The organism is Paenibacillus sp. GCM10027630, assembly GCF_042676305.1.
Taxonomy (GTDB): Bacteria; Bacillota; Bacilli; order Paenibacillales; family NBRC-103111; genus Paenibacillus_S.
In genome coordinates this window covers 323,725-345,509 of sequence record NZ_JBHTGY010000098.1, presented here as the reverse complement: position 1 = coordinate 345,509, position 21,785 = coordinate 323,725, and the positions used below count along the sequence as shown (strand labels likewise).

The following is a 21,785-nucleotide window of genomic DNA, read 5'->3' as shown; positions in this document are numbered from 1 at the left end:
ATCTCTTTGATTAGAGCGAAACATAGACATCACCACTTTCCAACTTATTTACTATATTATATCAAATTAACGCGGTGAATTGGTGAATTATATTAAAGAAAAAAAGACTGCCGAGACTTTCTCGACAGCCTGAAATCCTCACGCTAATCCAGCGTGGATATCGCCTGAAATCAATCTAACTGGAAAAACTAACTCTAATAGAGGTGAAATGGTCGATATCAGCCAAAATACGTAAAATTAGCATGAGGAATTCTAGCTATAAGACTTGGAACGCTATTTTCGGAATAACTAACTTGACATTTTCCTGATAATTGCACGGAGTGCGCCAGACTGCCCTGCAATGCCGTAACCGAACCATGAACCATGAACCACAAGTCATGAACCACAAGCCACAAGCCACGTGCCACGAAGCATGAACCACGAACCATGAACCATGAACCACGAACCACGAACCACGAACTCGATACCCGCGATGAGCACGCGCTGGAAAGCGACCTCATCTTATTCATCTCTAAGAATACATAAGAATGTGCAAAAGAGCCTTCAACTTTTAAAGTGGAATTGAGGGCTCTTTTGCTACCATCTATTCAGGATAAAATGGTGGAGGGGTTGTCTCAAAATGTCTTTTGGGACAGTCCCTTTCACGTAAGTCAGGAATAGACGCGGATCTCAATCAACTCGGCGCTCGGACTCCCATTGGTCGCCTCTGCTACAACACGCAGCCTGGATACCTGCACAGCACTGTTCAAGCGGTGAACGCGCTTGCGCTTGTGATTGTTTGTCTCCCGATGCAATACACTCCATGCCTGATCGCTATCTATCCATGCTTCAATGCGGTAATCGCGTACCAGCTCAGGAATGACCTCAAATTCAGTTCGGTGATGATGCAGATTGATCAGATCCTCGTTTACGTCATCGTTAAAGGTCAGGTGGACTTCACCAACAGTAACCGTATCTTGCCAAGTCAGCTCAACCCATGCCTCAATTCCAGCTGAAAGAGGTTCAGACATCCATAGATGCGGCCCTCCATATGGACGCAAGTAGCCATCAACAACGTTCTCAGCAGCAAACGCGGAAGTTTGAGGGAAAGCTCTGAAGCAGAATGGCTTGCGTACCAGCTTGCGCATGCTCCACAGAACAACGGGTTGATCGTGATGGTGATCCTCCAGCTCCTTCACCGTTCGAGCATCGGCGCCACGTTGGAACCCCAGGATACCGCTGAGCGGAGCTTTGGAGAGATACAATGAAATCGCAGGGTTTGCCTTGATGACAATGAATGCGTTCTGTGATTTCTCCGGCTTCCAATCCAAGGCCACTGAGACCCATTGGTTTTCACCTGCGGATACCTCAACTGTGCCGCTGACCTGAAGTGTATGCGGTACATAGTTCTCCGCGCGTCCGGTGCTCCACACCTCGACCTCCAGCGTCCCATCCACAGCTGCATCAATCAACAGCTCCAGCTTCTCCAGCGCCGTTGAAACCGGCATCAGCAAGCCGGCATCATGGTCCAGCGGGTACGTTTCCGCCGGCTCTTCCACTGAGAGCAGCTGCCGCGTGCTTGATGCGGTAACAGACGCTGCCGTCCGCGCCAGATCGCTAGCGTCAGCTCCCGCCAGACCAAGCACCGATGCATCCTGCCGCAGCAGTGTTTGATGCAGCTCCGCCAAATGCCGCTGATACACGCCTCGGGGCGTTGTGCCATGCTGGACGGCAAGCGCCGCTCCCGTACCTGCGGCCTCGCCGATTACCGCGCATGTTGCCATAACCCGCGTTGTTCCAAAGGCAACGTGGGAAGCGCTTATATTCCGCCCGGCAAATAGCAGGTTGGACACGTTGATCGAATATAACGAGCGGAAGGGGATATGGTAGCTGCCATCCATATGCATGTGCTTGGAGCCGCTTTCCGTCGAGTACATACCTTGAGGAGGGTGCAGGTCGATGGACCATCCGCCGAAAGCAACCCGATCTTCGAATTCCCGCTGTGCGATGATATCATTCTGATTCAATACATAATCGCCTACAAAACGGCGATATTCGCGTTTGCCGGGCAGAGCCCCAACCCATTCCAACGTCATGTTCTGGGCTTCGAAGTCCCCGGAATTTTTGATATAATTCCAAATTCCGTATATGACGGACCAGAGTTCATCGCGGATTCGCTCATTTTGATGTACCGTATCCAGTTCTCCGCCCCATTCTATCCACCAATAGGCGCAGCCGTTATCTCCGCTTCGTATAACGCGTTTAATAGGAATGCTGGTTTGGGTAATATCCTTGGCGAAGCTTGGAGGTACATACTTGACCGGATGCCCGACATCCTTGCTATAGAATAAAATGCTGCTCCCAAGCGTGATATCATCCGCAATTTCGGGCGCCCATTCTTCATTGTATTCATTGCGGGCCTCGCGCCCCAGCCGATATTCGGCTCCCGCCAGAAAACCGACGAGCCCGTCACCGGTACAATCGAGAAACATCTCACTCTCAAACCGAATGCGCCGCTCCGATCCCATCATCCATCCGGTTACAGCCTCGATACTCCGGTCATCCTTGCTGCCGCTAGCCTCCACTTCATGCACATCTGTGTTCAAGAAGAGCTGAATATTCGGCTCTGCCCGGACGGCTTCAAGCACAACGAGATCCCAGAAATACGGATTGCCATCCGGGTTCTGGAATTGATTCTCGACAAATAATTCGCCCATAATTCCAGTTTCACGGGCATAACGATGCGTACCGTGTGCTGTCGCTCCACACACCCATACACGTACCTCGCTGCTGGAATTGCCTCCCAGCACCGGCCGGTTTTGAATCAAGGCGACTGTTCGCCCCAGTCGCGCGGCGGCGATAGCAGCATTGACCCCGGATAATCCACCACCGATGACCGTAATGTCCGTTTGGATACTTTCAGTTTTCACCTGCAGCACACTCCTGTTCTTGTAATAAATTTCAATCCCTATTGATTTTTTGCTAAATCGCTTTCATACTCGGTATCAGCTTTATTTTAATAGATCGTATTTACTTTTTACATGCACTGAATTAACATCAATATATACAAAATTTCAATGACTAGAAGGGGCTGGATATCTTATGCTTTTGCCATCCTGCTTAGAGCCCTTAATAATTTCTCAAGTATTTTGGAAGCAGAAGAAAGCTTTTCAGCTGGCAGAAGACAGATATGCGGAATGGGTACTCTTTGCCGTGACGGAAGGACGCTTCCATTATCGAATTGGAGAGGCTCAGGGGGAAGCGGGATTTGGTGATTTGGTTATATGTCCGCCGCTAATGCTGTTTGAGAGGGAAATATTGGAGCCGTTATCGTTTCACTTCTACCGCTTTGAATGGAACACTCAGCCCGAGTCTGAGCTTCCCGTCGTAATTCCGCTTATGGACCGTAGTAGATTAGCATCCAACTATTACTATCTAGAGAGATTATCCGCTCAACCCGCTGATGATGTGAAGCTCGCTCGTACGGGGCATTTGCTCAAGGATCTATGGCAGATGGCCATGGTAGAGGCTGATCAGGCTCGTGCCAAACATCGAGGTCCAATTGAAACGGACGTATGTATAGAGTCGGCAGCACGCAAAATTAGTGAGCATGCCTTTGGCCGGGTGGTGTTAAAGCAGCTATCCGAGGAACTGGGACAGAGCCCTGTGCAATTCACACGCCGCTTTCAAGCTGTTTACGGGCAAACTCCAATGGATTATTTAACTTCGCTTCGGCTGCATAAAGCACAAACATTGCTGCTTGAAACAGAGCTGACTTTGGAGCAGATTGCTGAACAGTGCGGGTATGAGAACGGTTTTTATTTCAGCCGGATGTTTAATAAGAAAATAAAGGTTTCCCCTTCGGCTTACCGCAAGTCGCATCGTATCTAGTCTGTTATGATTAGTATTAAGTCTTTTATAAAACAAAATCAGGAAGAGGGGTTGTTATGGAATATCCAAAAGTGGTAAGAATCAAGCAGAAGCTGCAAGGGCCGATGATAGCCGTGGAGCATATCGAGAGTACGGTAATGGAGGAAATGCTGCGTATAGGGATGAAACCGCTCATCACTCCAGGTATGCGTATTGCCCTTACAGCAGGAAGCAGAGGTATAGCCAATATTCATCTTATCCTTCGTGCAGTTGTAAGCCAGCTTAAGAAATGGGGCGCAGCTCCTTTTATAATTCCCGCAATGGGCAGTCACGGGGGAGCAACAGCGGAAGGCCAGGTAGAGGTGCTGCACGGCTATGGAGTAACAGAGGCATTCTGTGGAGCTCCTATTGTTTCTTCTATGGAGGTCGCCCATATCGGAAGTACTTCGGCAGGGGTGGATGTATATACGGATCGGCATGCTTGGGAAGCGGATGGAATTATTATTATAGGCCGAATTAAAGTGCATACGGATTTTCAATCTCCACACGGATTTGAAAGCGGTTTAATGAAGATGGCGGCAATCGGCATGGGAAAGCATAAGCAAGCGCTGGCGCTTCATCACCATGGAGTCATTGGAATCCGGGATATGATGCCTGAAGTGGCAAAAGTCGTGCTGGAGAAAGCTAACATTTTATGCGGTATCGGGATTGTGGAGAATGCATTGGAGCAAACAGCGCTTATCGAAGCCATTCCTAAGGAATTAATCCCTGTGCGTGAAGCAGAATTGCTTAAACTATCCGCTTCATATATGCCTTGCTTGCCTGTAGAGGATCTGGATATATTAATGGTGGACCATATTGGCAAAAACTACAGCGGTACCGGCATGGATACTAATATTATAGGCAGAGTCAGGATTCATGGGGTGGATGACTTTGATAAGCCGCGCATTAAATACGTAATTGCAGGTGATTTAAGTGAAGAAAGTCATGGTAATGCTCTCGGAATCGGTTTGGCTGATCTGACTACCAAGAGATTATTCGATAAGATTGATTTTCAGAAAACAAATGAAAACGTTATTACGAGCACGTTTCTTCATCGAGCGATGATTCCTATTATATTGGAAAATGATAAGGAAGCTTTAACTGCGGCATTGAAGGCCAATTGGGGAGTGAAGTCAGAGCTGGCGCGATTTGCGAGAATTCACAGTACGCTTCATTTGGAACACCTGTATGTATCCGAATCATTGATACCGGAAATTAAGCAGCGCTCTGATATAGAAATTATTGGCGCACCCGAGCCGATGAGCTTCGATGAACAAGGGAATTTTACAGCTTGGCCTAACTGAGCTCTTATATCACCTCGTTGTCTGCTTGGAGGAAGTCTATTTCAATGAAATCAAGCTTCAACGCATGGAGGGAACCTTGATGTGGTATGTGAAACGTAACAGGACCGGTAGTAAGGGGATTTTCTTGCGCCTTCTGGTGCCTAACATGTTGTTATTACTGCTTCCCCTCCTGGTAGGTTGGGTTATTTACAATAAAACGCTGGTTGAAATGGAGAAGGAAGTAACGGCTTCTAATATGAATCTGCTTCAGCAAAGCAGGGATATTATGGACCGAAGACTGTCCGAAATATCCTCTATTGGGGTACAGCTTGCGAACGATACTCGAATTATGCAGTTCACGACCATCACAGAGCCATTCGTGGGCGCTAATACTTACCGTATCATGGAAACGCGCAAAAGCATTTATAATTACAGCTTATCGAATAATTTTATTTTCAACTATTTCGTTTTTTATAAAAATAGCGGCGTGGTATTAGCAGAAAATTCGACTTTTTTACTGCCCGACTTTCAGAAATATTTTAAATATACCAATATAGAACCGCAAGCATGGAAAAGTTTATTTATGGGTGAACAATATCACCGCAAGGTGCTCCCTGCACAGGAAGTCATGGTTAATGGAAGCCCTTATTCCTTACTTACTTATATACAGTCCTTGGGTTATCCGGGCCTTTCACAGGGATCTGTGGCGATCACCGTTGATAACCGGGAGATCCAAAAGCTGCTAGGAGGCCTGGAATTATCCGGCGGCGGATGGGCGTATATCATTAATGAGAGCGGTGAGGTAATAAGCTCCGTTTCGTCAGGTGATTCTTCTTATTTGATCGACAGGAGCAGCTTATCCGGGAAGCATGGAAGCATCATTCAGGATATTGATGGACAGAAGATGATGGTTACCTATACGACCTCAAGCTACAATGGATGGACCTATTTGGTTGCCCAGCCTGCGTACGTAGTATTGAAAAAAGTGTTGTATATTAAAAATATTACCTTCACTTTTGCGTTTGTCTTTTTGGCTGTCGGACTATTAATTGCTTATTTGATAGCCTACCGGAACAGCCGTCCGCTGAGAAGCATCATGGAGACGATAGTGGAGAGAACGAATGGCGACGGCTATTATGGTTCGGATGCGTACCGATTCATTCGGGACTCCGTCTCACAGCTGATCGATAATAATCAAGAGCTGCAAAAAAAGATGGAGAAGCAAGCTCCTCTACTGCAGGCGGCGCTCTTCGAGAGGCTGCTGAAGGGGGAATATGTGGCTCATAAAGAAATTTCTGTTTTGCTGCAGCATGTTGGAATTGAGATGCAGGGGAACTATTTTTTGGCGGCTATCCTTCAACTGAGGGGATATGATAGCGGTTTGGACAGGGATGTGCTGGAAGAGCTTGATGTCAAGCGCATCATGGTCAAAGATATTTTAAGAGATGAAATGGGGGCTAATGTACATTGGCATGATGTTGCCGAAGACCAGATTGCTCTGCTGTTCGCTTTCGGCAGTAACAATCCGGCGGAGCGCCGCGCTTATATAGAGGAAGTAATTGGCGATGTCAGTGATTTGATAAGCACCCGTTTGAATATGATGACCCGATTCGGAGTAGGAGATCCTCATGAGGATCTATTGAATGTTTCCCGCTCCTATGAGGAAGCCAAGCGCTCCTTAGAATATTTAACATGGAGAAATATGAACGGGATTATGCGCTTTGAAGAGCTGCCCAAAGAAAATAATGGCTACTATTATCCTTCAGATCTGGAGCACCGGATGAGTAATCTTGCCAAAGCGGGAGAGCAGACGGCGGTAGCTTCGCTACTGGATGAGCTTCATGAAATTAATTTTAATGAGCGCCGCTTATCGGTACCGATGCTACGGCTGTTCATGAATGAAATGTGGGGAACGGTTGTTAAGCTGCTGCCACAGGTCGGCATGGAAGAAGGCGCGGCCTTGGATCAGATGAAGCCGTTTTCGGCGGATTCAGCCTCCTATGAAGGGTTAGAGAAAAACTACCGTTCACTCGTATCGGTGTACTTTCAAGTTTGCGATTTCGTCAATGATCATAAGAAAAGTCAAAATGTGCAGCTTCAAGAAAAAATACTGGATTTGCTCCATGAATCTTATTCACAGACAGAGCTATGTCTGGATTCCGTTGCGGACAGGATGAACATTTCCAAAGGGTACTTGTCTCAATTTTTCAAAGAACAAACGGGTGTTAATTTCTCTGACTATTTAGAGGAGCTTCGTATGACTCATGCGAAGGAGCTGCTGTCAACGACGCAATTGCCGGTTTATGAAATAGCCCAACAAGTAGGATATAGCTCGTCCAACACGTTCTGCAGAGCTTTTAAGCGTATAAACGCGGTCAGCACATCGGAATTCCGCCGTTTATAAGCAAAATGTAAGCGTATTCTTAACTAATGCACATCACACACTCAACTGCACATCGCTTATCTGAAAGCCTGCACATCAAACTGCAGGCTTTCACATTTACACGACCCGGGTAACGGCTTATCGTAGGATGAGTAAGGATAGAGAGGGGGAAAACATATCACAAGCCCAAACTTTAAAATGTCCTGATTCGATTTCGGGGGAAGCTGATCAATTAAAGGAGGTGAATTTTTGGAAGCGCTTAAACAAACAACAGGAATTCAAACGAAAGTTAGTGCAAAGGCCAGAAGCAGCACTCCACTCAAGAAAATGAGGAAAGTGTGGCGTCTGTATGTATTGATTGCCCTGCCAGTTCTGTACATTATTATATTTAAATATATACCGATGTACGGCGCCCAAATAGCCTTCAAAAACTTTATAGTAACCAAGGGTATATGGGGGAGCGAGTGGGTAGGCTTTAAGCATTTTATAAGGTTCTTTGATTCGTATGAGTTTTGGAGGCTCATGAGCAACACAATAGTATTAAGTATTTACAGCTTGTTTGCCAGCTTTCCGTTTCCAATTATTCTCGCACTCAGCTTGAACTATGTTAAAAACCAATTTTTCAAAAAATCGGTACAAATGATCACCTACGCTCCACACTTTATATCTGTTGTTGTTATGGTTGGTATTATTCTGGAATTGCTTGATCCCAGAAACGGTATCGTCAATTCCATTATTAAAGGACTAGGCTTCGAGCCAGTCAGTTTTATGGGCATACCCGAATATTTCAAGTCCATCTATGTTTGGTCGGGAGTATGGCAAAGCGTTGGTTTTTCCTGCATCATTTATTTGGCCGCTCTTGCCAGCATCGATCCTTCACTGCACGAAGCAGCTGTTGTCGACGGTGCGAACAAGGTGCAGCGAATGTGGCACATAGACATCCCTGGTATTATGCCGATAGCCATTATTATATTAATTCTGAATACAGGCCATATGCTCGATATCGGCTTCGAGAAAGTGCTGCTTATGCAAAATCCGCTAAATATTCGGACATCGGAAGTTATCGATACGTACGTCTATAAGGTCGGTCTGGCATCACAAGCTATGAATTACTCGTATTCCTCAGCAATTGGCTTATTTAAATCCGTTATCAATCTTCTTCTTCTTGTGGCTGTTAACAAGATTGCGCAGAAGACCAAGCAGGAGAGCCTATGGTAAGAGGGGGAATGGAAAGGAGAGCACAATGGAGCATTCGTCAATCAGAGAATCACAAATGGATCGGCTGTTCACAATTCTCAACTATATCATATTATCCCTGTTTTTGGTAACCATTCTTTATCCGCTAATTTATATTTTAAGCGCTTCCATAAGCAGTTCCGAAGCCGTTGTATCGGGAAGAGTATGGCTGTGGCCAATCGATCCGACATTGGATGGGTATTATGCAGTTTTTAAACATAAGTTAATTTTGAGCGGATTCATGAATTCATTTTATTACACGGTTGTTGGGACTTTGATTAACGTTATCATGACGATTCTGGCAGCTTATCCTTTATCCAGAAAAGATTTTTACGGCAGAAATATATTTATGTTCCTGTTTGTATTCACACTGATGTTTTCAGGGGGCTTAATTCCGACCTATTTGCTCGTAAGGGATTTGGGTTTGCTTAATACTACCTGGTCGATGCTGCTGCCTGGCGCGCTAGGCATATGGAATATGATCATTACTCGAACCTATTTCCAGACAACTATTCCTGACGAGCTGCTGGAGGCTGCCCAGCTGGATGGCTGTACAGATTTTCAATTTGTATGGAAAATTGTGCTTCCTCTATCCGGTCCGATAACTGCGGTTATCACCTTGTTCTATGCTGTAGGGCACTGGAATTCATTTTTTAACGCATTGATTTATTTGAAGAGTCAGAATTTGTATCCCTTGCAGCTTGTGTTAAGAGATATCCTTGTGCAGAATGATGTGGATCTGAACATGCTTGTTGATGTACAGGAGGCGGCGAAACGAGAGGGTCTCAGAGAGCTCTTGAAATACTCGCTGATAATCGTAGCTACAGCACCTTTAATGATCGTTTACCCGTTTGTACAAAAATATTTTGTGAAAGGGATCATGATTGGTTCTTTAAAAGGTTAGTCATCCAGGGGAAGCATATGCTTACAATGCGGGTTTTGCTATCAGAAAAATTAGAGGAGGGTTTTATTTGAAAAAAGTTACACTCATTTGCTTATCCGCCGTATTAGGACTGAGCTTGGCATTGAGCGCCTGTTCCAGCGGAACAGAACCCGCAGTAAAAGATGACGGCAAGAAAGCGACCTCGAACGTCAATCCGGCAGGGCAGTTCCCGATAACTAACGAAAAGACAACAGTCAAAATATTGGTGAAGGGAAGCGCTTCGGTTGAAGACTTTTCCACTAACGAATTTACCAAATGGCTGGAGCAAAAGACCAATATAAAGATCGATTGGGAAGTAGCGCCTGAGAAGTCCGCCACGGAGAAATTAAACCTTGTTCTGTCCAGCGGAGATTATCCGGATGTCATTATGGGCTTCGGGGTTTCGCCAACACAGATGATGATTAATGGCAGTCAAGGTGTGTTCCTCCCATTGAACGATTTAATCGAAAAGTATGGCGTGGAAATGAAAAAGATGTTTAGCGAAAATGCGATCTACAAGGATTTGATCACTGCACCTGACGGGAAAATCTATGCGCTGCCGCAGGTCAACGAATGCTATCACTGTATGTATAAACAAAGAATGTGGATTCATAAGCCATGGCTTGATAAATTAGGTCTGAAGATGCCTACAACTACCGATGAGTTTTACGAGGTGTTGAAAGCGTTTAAGACGAAGGACCCTAACGGTAACGGAAAGGCGGATGAAATTCCACTCTCTGGCTCTATTCAAGCATCGGCAAGTAATTTATTCGAAACGCAAATGCTGGATTCTTTCATTATGAATGCGTTTACTTATGATCATGATACAAGAAAATTGTACTTGGATAATGGCAAGGTTACGGTGCCTTATAACAAACCTGAATGGAAGGAAGGCTTAAAATATTTACGCAAGCTTTATGCTGAGGGCTTGATTGATCCGCAAGCGATGACTCAGGATAACAATCAGTTGAAAAAATTGGGTGAAAACCCGGATACCGTAATCCTAGGTGCTTCCTCCGGCCATAACATGGGTTCATTAACGACATTAGGAGCGAGCAGCGGCAGATGGCTGACTTATGAAGCGGTTCCGCCATTAAAAGGACCGAACGGTTTCCAGAATGCAGCTTATCATCCTTATGTAGTAGGCAATGGGCAATATATTATTACGAAAAACGCAAAAAATCCGGAAGCAGCGTTCCGTTTGGCCGACTTCTTGTTTAACTCGCCGGATACAGCTCTTAGATGGTATGCAGGACGTGAAGGTACGGAATGGAGATACGCGGAAAAGAATGAAATCGGCATCAACGGAAAGCCTGCCATTTGGAAGCAGCTGACACCTTGGGGCGGCGTACAAAATGTAAACTGGGGTCAAACGGGCCCGAGCTATCGGTCGAATGATTTCCGTTTAGGGGAAGCACAAAATCCGGAACAGCCGCTAGAGGTTATTTTGTATAATCAAACGAAACAAAAAATGGAGCCATACCAAATGAAGATCGATAAGGTAATGCCGCCTGTGTTCTTTACCGCTGATCAGGCATCGGAGATTGCAGATTTGGAGAAAACGATTCTGGATCATGTCAAAGAGATGATGGCCCGCTTTATAACAGGAGACTCTGATATTGATAAGAACTGGGACGCTTATGTTAAAAATCTCGACAACATGAACATCAAGAAATACCTGGAAATTTATCAAACAGCTTATGATGCGAAGTTCAAGAAGAAATAAGGATAAAAATTGTAGTTGAAAGAAGCAGGCAGCATATGGTTGCTCTCCAATGAGACTTTGTTGGAGGGCGACCTTTATTTTGAGAGTTTTCTACGAAAAAGCGATATTCAGGAGGGGTAAGTATGATAACAAGATTTAAGGATGCACGCGATGTGTTTTTCGAAAGAAGGTTCGGCTTGTTCGTTCACTGGGGATTGTATGCGATTCCAGCATGGCATGAGCAAATCTTATGGCGTGGAGATATGAAGCGTAAGGATTACGAGAAGCTCATTCATGAGTTCAACCCGGTGGAATTTAATCCGGATGAATGGTTGGATATGGCGGAGCAAGCAGGGATGCAATATGTATGCTTTACGACGAAACATCATGATGGATTCTGCATGTGGGATACGAAGCACACGGAATACAATATCATGAATTCCGCTTACGGCAAAGACATATTGGGGATGCTGGCAGAGGCTTGCCATCGGAGAAATTTCCCGCTGAGTTTATACTATTCTTGTCCCGATTGGCATCACCCGAATTATCCGAACCAAGGAAGGCATCATGAAATGTTTGGCCCTCGTGCAGGCGATGATCCTGATATCGATAAGTATTATGAGTATGTTCGGAACCAGTTGATTGAACTATGTACGAAGTATGGTAAGATTTATCAGCTTTTTTGGGATGTCAATGTGGCTGAGCATGAGGATCCGAGCTTAAATGAGATGATCCGGGAGCTTCAGCCGGGAATTCTGATTAATGACCGTGGTCCTGGTAAAGGTGACTACAACACCCCTGAGAGGCATGTGCCCGAAGGAGGCTCTTTTACCAAACCAACCGAAGCATGTCAGGCGCTAGGCCGGGAAAGCTGGGGATATAAAGAGGACGAGGATTATTACAGCAATAAGTACATTATGCAGAGCATCGATAAGATTCTGGCAATGGGCGGCAATTACTTGCTGAATGTAGGTCCTAAGCCTAATGGCAGGATTGCTGAGGAGAATGTAGAGGCTTTAAGGAACATAGGGGAGTGGTACCACAGTGTGAAGGAGTCCTTCGGAGATGCTCTTCCGGCATCCGATATGATATTCCGTGATGAAATTACGATGGAAGGCTCCGCACGGCGAATGGTCCGAGATGAGGCGCTGGCGACTCGTCGGGGAAACACCCTCTACATTCATCTTCATAAAGACACTCAAAGCAATTCGATTGTATTGAAACCGCTCAATAAGGTTCCTAATAAAGCAACTTTGCTCAATGATGGAAGGGAGCTGGAGGCGACTGTAGATATGATTCCGTGGGCATGGAGGGAGAGACCTTACTTGCGAATTAGAAACCTTCCTGTCAATGAGCTTACAGGTACCGTGATGATTCTTAAGCTCGAGTTCGATGAAGCGGTAAGCGAGTAAACGTAATTGGGTTGACGATAGTACGAAGAGGAGACGAATTTATCATGAAAAAGATAAAAGTCGGAATTATCGGATTGGGCGAAGTCGCCCAAATTATACATCTCCCTATACTGGAATCATTATCGGACCGTTATGAGATTGCCGCAATATGCGATATTTCCAAGCAGCTATTGGATGCTATAGGTACAAGGTATAACGTAAGCTTAAGCAATCGATATCAGCACGCGGATGAATTAACGAAGCAGGAAAATTTGGATGCGGTGTTTGTTCTGAATAGTGATGAATATCATGCAGATTGCGCAATATCAGCCTTGAATAACAAGAAACATGTGCTGCTCGAAAAGCCGGTTTGCTTAAACGTTGAAGATGCAGATGCGATCATTCGAGCGAGAGACGAGGCAGGCAGACAGGTGATGGTTGGTTATATGAGACGATTCGCTCCTGCTTATGTGAGTGCTGTGGAGGAAGTTAAGCAGTTGGGTAAAATTAATTATGCCCGAATCAGGGATATTATTGGCGCCAACCGATTATTTATCGACCAATCTAGTCATGTGCTGCGTCCAACCGATATTCCGGAGGAAGCGTTGCGCGATAAACAGGAGCGCGCTGGACGAATGGTGCTGCAGGCAATTGGCGATGCCCCGGCAGCACATAAAGCCGCTTACCGGCTGCTCTGTGGCTTGAGCAGCCATGATCTGTCGGCGATGCGAGAAATTATCGGGTTTCCGAAGCGGGTCGTAGCCGCTACTCAATGGAATGGCGGAAGATTTATGAACGCTATCTTTGAATTCGACGGCTACAATGCTACGTTTGAAACCGGAGTGGACAACATACGGAGATTCGATGCGCATATTCAAATTTACGGCAATCAAAAGGCGATTACTATTCAGTATGACACCCCATATATCCGTCATTTGCCGACAACCAAAATCATTGAGGAGACGGTGGGTGAAGCCTTTAACAAAACCGTGGAGCGGCCGAGCTTCAAAGATGCTTACACGGTAGAACTGGAATATTTTCACGAGGTTGTGACGAAAGGGTTTCAGCCCAAAACAACATTGGAGGATTCCAAGGAAGATCTGCTGCTGTTCAAAATGATTATTGATGCATTTGAGTAACCGTATTGCCCTGTAGTTACCCTAGATAACATCTAAAAGCTGACTCCAACTTAGGGGCCAGCTTTTTTAATTGTTGCGTTTCCTACCTTATAGTATTTAAAATACAAGTAGTTTCATTTCTAGAGGTTATTTACATGGATACGGAGGTGTGAAGAGTGGAACATTCACCTGTTTTTCGGTATAAAGATTTTATGCAGGAGGAATTTCCAATCAAATTCCAAATCCGCAATGAAACCAATTATACTTCTGTCCAGCATGGGCATGAATATTTACAAATTTGTTATGTTCTAAGCGGGGTTTGCCGTCATGTGATACAGCATGAGCAGACGGACCTGATGCGCGGAGATCTGTTTTCTATTCCACCTTACACGATGCACTGCTTTATGCCGCTTGAAGGACATGCGTTTGAACTCGTACAGCTGGATTTCATGCCTTCACTGCTTGAGGAAACGATCCGGGAATTAGCAAGTGTTACTTTGAATCAGCATCTGCTGATCAACCTGTCGCCGCGTTCCCAAATTGTAATCGAGCGCTTGATGGAGGATATTAAGGGCGAGCTGGAAGCCAAGGAGTCCTACCATCAATATGCGGTTCGAGCAGATTTGCTGAAGTTTTTGGTTATCATCAGCCGTGAGGTTAATGGTTGGATGCGGTCCACTGAATCAGGGTATGAGCAAGCCATCCGGGAAGTCATCGATTATATGGAACAAAATATAAGGAAACCGCTTGCGTTGAAGGAAGCGGCAGCTAGGATTTCGGTATCGCCCAACTACTTCAGCTCGTTATTCAAAATGGTAGCGGGAGTAACCTTCAGCGGCTTCTTGTCGGAGCTGCGTTTACGCAAAGCAGGGGAGCTGCTGCTCCAAACGGAAATGTCCGTCGTTGAAATTTTGGAGGCTGTCGGGTTCAAGCATACAGGCCATTTTTATAAAATGTTTAAAAAGATGTATGGCGTAACCCCCTATGAATATAAAAAGAACGATACGAACATCGTAAGATAGTGTAGTTTTTCAGTAAGTTTACGGAATCCCGCCAACTTCAGCTTAGGTTATAATAAACGCATGACATAAAATGAATGCGGTTTCAATGTTTATTGCGTAAAAAGTGGAAATAATGCGATGAGAAAAAGGAAGTGTTACTTCAAATTATTAAGCGCTTATGTTCTCATAGTTTTGTATACACATCGCTTGTCACGAGTTGAGAAGCACGCTACTAATATTAAAAAATTTCTGCAGACCAACAAACGGGCAAAGGCTGGTTCGGTAAGTAAGAACAAAGTGGAGGTCATCCAATATTTGGACTTCTGATTTACACTGGAAGGTAGAAGGCTGATGAACTTCGGTATCGAAAGGGTTCAGTACGATATGAAGGACGGCAAGCCGATCTTCAAACCCGAGGTTTTGAACGGCCAAGAACCGGTTAATATGCAACTATGGGATATTGATGCCCAGCTGGATATCGGCTACGGCTACCCAATGGACCTTTCTTACAAAACGCAGTGGACCAGTCTAGTTGCTAACACGGGTATCCAAAAGTATATCGGTAATAAATAATTCGCACCGCAGTTTCTTCTGGTATCAGCGAGAAATGGCCGGCTATCGACACCTATATTAGAGAAATGTGAGCCAAAGTGGGTCATGGGAGCGGAAGTGGTGGAACCGAACTATGATAAATATTTGAAGCGACTAAAAGAAATGAGCATGGACTATATTGTTAAAATTTACCATAATTCTTATGGGCGCTATCCCCAAAATGCCTAGTACTAAATAACATGGAGATGAACGATGAGAACTTTAGTAACGGTGTGGAGAAAAGAATTGAGAGACTTGATGTTTAGTGAAGAGGTTATTAAACAAATGCAAGCCGTATCGGATGTGGATTGGGTTGCAATGGATGAACCCTATGAAGCGGAGCAGCTGCGTCAGGACATACATAAGTACGATGCCTGCATCCTTTCATGGGGTTCCCCGAAGGTAACGGCTGATATTTTGGCAGAAGCCAAGAAATTGAGATTTATCGGGCATGCGGCAGGTACATTAACGCCTTATCTGGACCCGGCTGCTTTCGCTAATGGCATTACCGTCGTTAATGCCAATACCGCTCTTGCCCGTTCAACGGCTGAGTTAACGGTATCGCTTATGTTGGCCGGCTCCTGGGAGATCTGCAAGTACCGCGATCAGCTACGCAGCGGGTCCTGGGGCGATAACGGCAATACCGTAATGGGCTTATACGGCCAGAAGGTCGGCCTTATCGGCTATGGAGAAGTAGCGCGGGAGGTCATCCGCCTCCTGCGCGGGTTTGGCACGAGTATTCTGCTCTATTCCCCTTACTGCTCGCAGGAAGAGGCCCGAGAGCAGGGGATATCGTTAGGCAGCATGGAGGAAGTGCTGAGCGGGTGCCGTATCGTGTCTCTTCACGATACGCTTACAGCATCGACACGCGGGATGCTCGGACAGGAGCAGCTTAGGCTGCTGCCTGACGGGGCATTGCTGGTCAATACAGCCCGCGGGCCGCTGATTGACGAGGCAGCGCTGCTGGAGCAGCTATCCGCAGGCCGTATTCACGCGGCTCTGGATGTGTACCATCGTGAGCCGCTTCCGGCGGACGACCCGCTGCTGAAGCTGCCTAATGTCATCTGCCTGCCGCATATCGGCGCCTATTCCGGCTATTGGAAATCTCAGCTGGCGGCTATGGTGGTGGAGGATCTAGTAAATTTTGCAACAGGTAAGCCTTTATTGAGAGAAGTGACGGCCGAACGGTTTGAACGTATGACGACGAAGTAAGGCTATGATGCTGTAATTTGAAGGAAGAGCTGCTGCTTAGAATAAATAGAATAAGCCGGGAGGAATACAAATGAAATTATCTTTTACGACATTGGGTTGTCCTGAATGGGAATTGGATTTGATCATCAAGAGAGCCGTGGAGTATGGCTTCGATGCCATCGATTTTCGCGGCCTTACTGGTGAAATGAATATTTATAAGCTGCCTGATTTTTCAAGTCAGCTCAGCCATACGCGAGATCAAATCATGGATGCCGGCTTGAAGGTATCTTGCTTCTCCAGCTCTGTCCATATGTTCTCTGCAGATAAATATGCACAGAACCTGGCAGAAATCAAAGAATATGCCAGACTATGCTCTTTCTTCGGAACCCGATATATCCGCGTATTCGGAGGAAGCATCGGAGAAACAGACTGGGCAGAGGCTATTGAAACCATCGTGCGTCATTTCAAGGAAACAGGAGCGATAGCTAAAGAGAATGGAGTTAAGCTGCTGCTGGAAACGCATGATGATTGGACCTCCTGCGCAGATGTTAAAGCAGTGATGGAGCAAGTCGATCCTGAGGCTGTAGGCGTGCTATGGGATCTTCACCACCCGATCCGGACACTCGGTGAACAACCTGAGGATACATGGGCGGCGCTTGGACAATGGATTGAATATACCCATGTGAAGGATTCCCGCTTGCTGCCGGATGCAGACGGCAAGTTCAAGTATTGCCTGACAGGAGATGGCAACATTCCGCTGTCCGATATGTATAAGCTGCTGGAACGGAACGGCTATGACGGCTATTACACACTCGAATGGGAGAAGAAATGGCATCCAGATATTGAGAATGCTGAGGAAGCATTCCCACAATATGTTCAATACATGCGCAATTTATCTAAGTAAGCGGAGAGGATGATTTAAAGTGAGTGCTGATTCAAGAGTGCGTGTGGCTATCATTGGACAGGGCCGAAGCGGCAGATTGATTCATAGCGACACCTTAAAACGACTTGGAGACAAATACGAGATTATTGCAATCGTTGATCCTCTGGAAAATCGCCGGCAAAAAGCTGTAGAGCTTTATGGCTGCGACGTTTATAGTGACTATAAAGAGCTATTTGGACGCACCGATATTGATCTGGTAATCAATGCAACGCCAAGCCATCTGCACGTGCCTGTGACACTTGATTTGCTTGCTAACGGCTTTCAGGTCGTATGCGATAAACCGCTCGCAAGGTATGCGGCAGAAGTTGACCAATTAATTGAAGCATCGGAGAAATCCGGAAACAAGCTCTTTGTGTTCCAGCAATCGCGCTTTCTTCCAGCGTTCGAACAAATCCGCAAAATTATCGATTCCGGTGTAATTGGCCGCGTTGTACAAGTTAACATAACCTATAATGGCTTCGCCAGAAGATGGGATTGGCAAACCATTCAAGAATATAACGCGGGGAATCTGCTCAACACGGGTCCACATCCAGTCGATCAAGCTCTGCAATTTATTGGGATAGACGCAACACCTCAGGTAACATGCTATATGGACCGCACTAATACATTTGGCGATGCCGAGGATTATGTAAAGCTGCTGCTCCATGCTCCAGGCAAGCCGGTTGTTGATGTCGAGATATCATCATGCTCTGCGTACCCTAACTCCACCTATAACATTCAAGGTACTCGCGGAGGTATTAAAGGCAATGTTACACATCTGGATTGGAAATACTACAAACTGGAGGAAGCGCCTGAACAGCATTTGACGCGGGAACCTCATGTTAATGCGGAGGGTGATCCTGCTTATTGCAGGGAGGAGCTTAAGTGGCATGAAGATAGCTGGGAATTTGCTGATGAGCATAAGCTAGGTTCTTTTGACCATATGTGCAGAGAATATTATGTCAGGCTGTATGACACACTTGCTACAGGAGAACCGCTTGGAATTACACTGGAGCAGGTTCGTCAGCAAATCGCTGTTATAGAGGAAAGCCACAGGCAGAACCCTGCACCTGAGCGTGTACTTTCTTAATGTTTTTGATTACAGCATATATGCATTCATGAAATAATTGACCCGACCCACATCATTCGATGCTGGGAGGGGTCTTTTTGTTAACATTATAAAAAGAGTGATAGCTAACTTTAACAGCAGCCGTAATTCCACATCCATCCCTCCCTCCAAACGCACAAGCGAATGAGTTTACATAAAAAGGATTGTCAGCATAATGGAGATCCTGACGGTTTTCTTAATTTATATTGGCGGGGAGCGAAGCTTACCCCTAATTTAGTTGAAAGTATAAGTTTTTATACTTGGAGTTGCTCAACTTGACAGATTGAAAGTCCAGATTGAAAGTTGGATTTCACTAAAAGAATTCTGACTTTCTACTCGCATGTAAAGTGCTCTGCTAAAGCACGAATGCATCTTCGTCGGACGGTAGCGAATAGTTAACTGGAATTTCTGGAGCTAATTCTTCCGTTACATGCTTGTTGAGGAACTTAACTGGAAAAACTCATTCTAATATAGATATATTTAGGTAAAATGCAATAAATCACCGGAATTAACATGATGATTTCCAGTTATTCTTCAAAAAAAGCCCCAACGCGTGGAATTAACGGGAGGATTTCCTGCTATCTATGGGGAGTATTCAGCTTTTTACTTTTTTCAAGTTTTGATTACTTTGGAACGAGTGTTCCCATCGTGGGAAGGTGATTATCATAGGACCACGACATCAACAGCGACTTATGATCTCACATCTATCCCATCCCAAGCAGAAGTCGGAACCCCAAATCAATCCCTCCCCAAGCAGTGGCCATAATCCCACATCCATCCATTCCCACGCGTAAATGTGATTGTACACCAAGCTGCTTTTAAGACACATATGCTAGCGAAATGGCTTCGAATAGAAGCTTATCTGATAATATTGGAGTATAAGTTGGAACCGGAGGTTCACCTTCTAATTTTGCAAGAAAACTTATTAATGAATCGCGGTTGCTCATCTATGAAAGACTTCGATATAGTTTTTTTTATTTTTATCCTGCTCATGTCAGCTGTGTAAAAACAGCATCCAATTTAGCGATAAAAACAAGGTTTTTAACATCTTATTGCTGTTTTAGTGAGAGTAAGTTAAAATTATTATTTTAAACGTAATTGAAATTAAGCAATAACAGAGACTAAAGAATGCGAAAGGTGACCAGCATGATTGAAATAAAAATTTCCAAGCTTAGCAACGGTGAGTTCAATAGAGGGGTATTTGCGACACGTGATATAGCACCAGGAGAGCTTATCCATGAAGCGCCGGTTATACCGTACCCAAATGAGGAGCATGTTTTCATAGAGAAAACGATACTTGACGACTACGTTTTTGAGTATGGTGCTAATCATACGGCTGTTTTATTAGGGTATGGCAGTTTGTTTAATCATTCTTATAAACCGAATGCAACCTATGATATTAACTTTAATAATCATACCTTTGACTTTTTTGCCTACACAGCGATAAATGCGGGGGATGAGATACTAATCAACTATAATGGCGAGGTTGATTGCGATGACCCTTTATGGTTTACTGAAGGAGATTGACCTTAGTATTGCATGGCAGGGGGTGACGTCTATTGAATCAGCCGAACTCCAATAACGAATTGAAGCTTCCTCGACAAACGGGCTCCAAATGGATGGGGGCAGCCGCGCAGAGGAGCATGTTATTTTTTGTTAGCTATGTTTTATTTGAAGTTTTGCTGATCGTGATCGCAATCAGTATAGGCGGAGCCATAGATCGGATATTTGACATTCGAGCGTTGAGTGACTTTGGCCTGACTATGCTAATGCTGCTCTATCTTGTTATTACAGCGCTTCCATTTGTGGCATACGGCTTTCTAGCAGCTAAGAGGTTTCCAGCAAGCATACAAGTTCACATCGTTTCCTTACTGCCAGTAATAATAGTTGGATCCTATATATGGTACGCTACATTCACAAGCGCGGTTGGTGCAAAATCTGATTTTGGCGGAATCACCTGGTTGCCTTATCAAATATTCGTCTTGTGGGCTTATCCCTTATTTGAAAGCATTAAGCACTATATTACAGACAGCAGCGATATGAAGATGACAGCTCTACTGGCCTCTTTTTGGCCGAGCTTATCTGTACTGGCGGGTATTTTTGTCCGTAAGGCAATAGCAAGTAATCGAGGAACCAGAATTTTCAAGACCGCTGCTATTACGGCAGCTTCCCTGTGGCTCGTTATGTTCACTCTATCCTCCCTCTGGCCTAAACATACGATGTTCACAGCTGAGACCTACCCCCGAATCGATGGGGCTACAGCGGCTATTCCGTTCGGAAAAATTTTGATGCAAGAGCTGACGGGAACCAACAAGCCATGGGCGGAACAACATGTTTATTTTAATACCACCCATGCAGCCTATGAAAATTTAATTGCCAAAAAAGCGGATCTGATCTTTGTGGCAGGACCTTCAGACGAAGAGCTCAAGCTCGCCGAAGCCAGTGGTGTGAAGCTGAAGCTTACGCCAATTGGTAAGGATGCTTTTATTTTTTTAGTTCATACTGACAATGAAGTTTCCAATCTTTCAGTACAGCAGATCCAGGATATTTATGCAGGCAAGATTACTAGCTGGAGTGATGTCGGCGGGGAGAACGAGAGGATCATTGCTTTTCAACGCGAAAAAAATTCCGGCAGTCAGACGTATATGGAGCAGAAGGTTATGAAGGGGTTGCAGCTGGCTGAGCCGCCAAAGGAGAAAAAATCGTCTGGCATGGGGGGGCTCATTGACGCTGTTGCCGACTATATGAACGGAAGCTATTCGCTGGGCTATTCCTTTTACTATTTTGCCAATGAAATGCATAAACGTGAGCATGTAAAATTTCTTTCTGTTGAAGGAATCGAAAGCAACAAAGAGAATATCAGAAAAGGCACTTATCCTTATACGGCACTTTTGTATGCTGTAACCCGAGAAGGCGAATCGGAAGATAGCTCCGCGAGCAGGCTGCTTCAATGGCTGCAAAGCGATGTGGGCAAAGCTGCGATCGAAAGAGGCGGCTTTGTGCCTAATTAAGCCCCAATGTCCTTCCCGCTCGTAGGTTCTTC

16 protein-coding genes are annotated in these 21,785 nt (G+C 45.3%); 15 read left to right on the top strand and 1 reads right to left on the bottom strand.

Going from position 1 to position 21,785, the window contains the following annotated elements:
- Nucleotides 1–650 precede the first annotated feature (650 nt).
- Nucleotides 651–2,909 (bottom strand): FAD-dependent oxidoreductase, encoded by a 2,259-nt coding sequence (locus ACFQ0C_RS39110; RefSeq protein ID WP_379375368.1) that lies wholly within the window; start codon nucleotides 2,907–2,909, stop codon nucleotides 651–653.
- A gap of 172 nt (nucleotides 2,910–3,081) precedes the next feature.
- Between ACFQ0C_RS39110 and ACFQ0C_RS39105 the strand changes: the two genes are divergently transcribed.
- The 15 genes from ACFQ0C_RS39105 (at nucleotide 3,082) to ACFQ0C_RS39035 (ending at nucleotide 21,753) form a co-directional block, all read left to right on the top strand.
- Nucleotides 3,082–3,870 carry a helix-turn-helix transcriptional regulator gene (locus ACFQ0C_RS39105; protein ID WP_379375366.1) on the top strand — a complete coding sequence of 263 codons (789 nt, stop codon included), beginning with the start codon at nucleotides 3,082–3,084 and terminating at the stop codon, nucleotides 3,868–3,870.
- Between the two features lie 56 nt (nucleotides 3,871–3,926).
- The gene (locus ACFQ0C_RS39100) at nucleotides 3,927–5,195 is read left to right on the top strand and encodes a nickel pincer cofactor-dependent isomerase, group 22 (protein ID WP_379375364.1); all 1,269 of its coding nucleotides are present in this window, start codon (nucleotides 3,927–3,929) and stop codon (nucleotides 5,193–5,195) included.
- 79 nt (nucleotides 5,196–5,274) lie between these two features.
- Nucleotides 5,275–7,578, top strand: coding sequence for a helix-turn-helix domain-containing protein (locus ACFQ0C_RS39095; protein WP_379375362.1), 2,304 nt, complete (start codon nucleotides 5,275–5,277; stop codon nucleotides 7,576–7,578).
- A gap of 306 nt (nucleotides 7,579–7,884) precedes the next feature.
- Complete coding sequence (locus ACFQ0C_RS39090; RefSeq protein WP_379375390.1) at nucleotides 7,885–8,775, top strand: ABC transporter permease; 891 nt, start codon at nucleotides 7,885–7,887, stop codon at nucleotides 8,773–8,775.
- A 25-nt stretch (nucleotides 8,776–8,800) separates the two neighbouring features.
- Nucleotides 8,801–9,697: a carbohydrate ABC transporter permease gene (locus tag ACFQ0C_RS39085; RefSeq protein WP_258213214.1), complete on the top strand. Its 897-nt coding sequence runs from the start codon at nucleotides 8,801–8,803 to the stop codon at nucleotides 9,695–9,697.
- Nucleotides 9,698–9,764: 67 nt separating this feature from the next.
- Nucleotides 9,765–11,441: an ABC transporter substrate-binding protein gene (locus tag ACFQ0C_RS39080; protein ID WP_258213213.1), complete on the top strand. Its 1,677-nt coding sequence runs from the start codon at nucleotides 9,765–9,767 to the stop codon at nucleotides 11,439–11,441.
- Between the two features lie 122 nt (nucleotides 11,442–11,563).
- Complete coding sequence (locus tag ACFQ0C_RS39075; RefSeq protein WP_379375359.1) at nucleotides 11,564–12,832, top strand: alpha-L-fucosidase; 1,269 nt, start codon at nucleotides 11,564–11,566, stop codon at nucleotides 12,830–12,832.
- Nucleotides 12,833–12,876: 44 nt separating this feature from the next.
- Nucleotides 12,877–13,950, top strand: coding sequence for a Gfo/Idh/MocA family protein (locus tag ACFQ0C_RS39070; protein ID WP_379375357.1), 1,074 nt, complete (start codon nucleotides 12,877–12,879; stop codon nucleotides 13,948–13,950).
- Nucleotides 13,951–14,105: 155 nt separating this feature from the next.
- A complete protein-coding gene (locus ACFQ0C_RS39065) occupies nucleotides 14,106–14,951 on the top strand; it encodes an AraC family transcriptional regulator (RefSeq protein WP_258213210.1) in 846 nt (281 codons plus the stop codon).
- 330 nt (nucleotides 14,952–15,281) lie between these two features.
- Nucleotides 15,282–15,503: a hypothetical protein gene (locus ACFQ0C_RS39060; protein ID WP_379375355.1), complete on the top strand. Its 222-nt coding sequence runs from the start codon at nucleotides 15,282–15,284 to the stop codon at nucleotides 15,501–15,503.
- Nucleotides 15,504–15,734: 231 nt separating this feature from the next.
- Nucleotides 15,735–16,733 carry a hydroxyacid dehydrogenase gene (locus tag ACFQ0C_RS39055; RefSeq protein WP_379375354.1) on the top strand — a complete coding sequence of 333 codons (999 nt, stop codon included), beginning with the start codon at nucleotides 15,735–15,737 and terminating at the stop codon, nucleotides 16,731–16,733.
- Nucleotides 16,734–16,803: 70 nt separating this feature from the next.
- A complete protein-coding gene (locus tag ACFQ0C_RS39050; RefSeq protein WP_379375352.1) occupies nucleotides 16,804–17,616 on the top strand; it encodes a sugar phosphate isomerase/epimerase family protein in 813 nt (270 codons plus the stop codon).
- A 19-nt stretch (nucleotides 17,617–17,635) separates the two neighbouring features.
- A complete protein-coding gene (locus ACFQ0C_RS39045; RefSeq protein WP_379375350.1) occupies nucleotides 17,636–18,724 on the top strand; it encodes a Gfo/Idh/MocA family protein in 1,089 nt (362 codons plus the stop codon).
- Nucleotides 18,725–19,888: 1,164 nt separating this feature from the next.
- Nucleotides 19,889–20,269, top strand: coding sequence for an SET domain-containing protein (locus ACFQ0C_RS39040; RefSeq protein ID WP_258213202.1), 381 nt, complete (start codon nucleotides 19,889–19,891; stop codon nucleotides 20,267–20,269).
- Nucleotides 20,270–20,301: 32 nt separating this feature from the next.
- Complete coding sequence (locus tag ACFQ0C_RS39035; protein ID WP_379375348.1) at nucleotides 20,302–21,753, top strand: PstS family phosphate ABC transporter substrate-binding protein; 1,452 nt, start codon at nucleotides 20,302–20,304, stop codon at nucleotides 21,751–21,753.
- Nucleotides 21,754–21,785 lie beyond the last annotated feature (32 nt).

Bases quoted from the DNA above. Each gene is read 5' to 3' on its own strand.
- ACFQ0C_RS39105 (WP_379375366.1), top strand. From the start codon at position 3,082: ATGCTTTTGCCATCCTGCTTAGAGCCCTTAATAATTTCTCAAGTATTT.
- ACFQ0C_RS39100 (WP_379375364.1), top strand. From the start codon at position 3,927: ATGGAATATCCAAAAGTGGTAAGAATCAAGCAGAAGCTGCAAGGGCCG.
- ACFQ0C_RS39095 (WP_379375362.1), top strand. From the start codon at position 5,275: ATGTGGTATGTGAAACGTAACAGGACCGGTAGTAAGGGGATTTTCTTG.
- ACFQ0C_RS39090 (WP_379375390.1), top strand. From the start codon at position 7,885: ATGAGGAAAGTGTGGCGTCTGTATGTATTGATTGCCCTGCCAGTTCTG.
- ACFQ0C_RS39085 (WP_258213214.1), top strand. From the start codon at position 8,801: ATGGAGCATTCGTCAATCAGAGAATCACAAATGGATCGGCTGTTCACA.
- ACFQ0C_RS39075 (WP_379375359.1), top strand. From the start codon at position 11,564: ATGATAACAAGATTTAAGGATGCACGCGATGTGTTTTTCGAAAGAAGG.
- ACFQ0C_RS39070 (WP_379375357.1), top strand. From the start codon at position 12,877: ATGAAAAAGATAAAAGTCGGAATTATCGGATTGGGCGAAGTCGCCCAA.
- ACFQ0C_RS39060 (WP_379375355.1), top strand. From the start codon at position 15,282: ATGAACTTCGGTATCGAAAGGGTTCAGTACGATATGAAGGACGGCAAG.
- ACFQ0C_RS39055 (WP_379375354.1), top strand. From the start codon at position 15,735: ATGAGAACTTTAGTAACGGTGTGGAGAAAAGAATTGAGAGACTTGATG.
- ACFQ0C_RS39050 (WP_379375352.1), top strand. From the start codon at position 16,804: ATGAAATTATCTTTTACGACATTGGGTTGTCCTGAATGGGAATTGGAT.
- ACFQ0C_RS39040 (WP_258213202.1), top strand. From the start codon at position 19,889: ATGATTGAAATAAAAATTTCCAAGCTTAGCAACGGTGAGTTCAATAGA.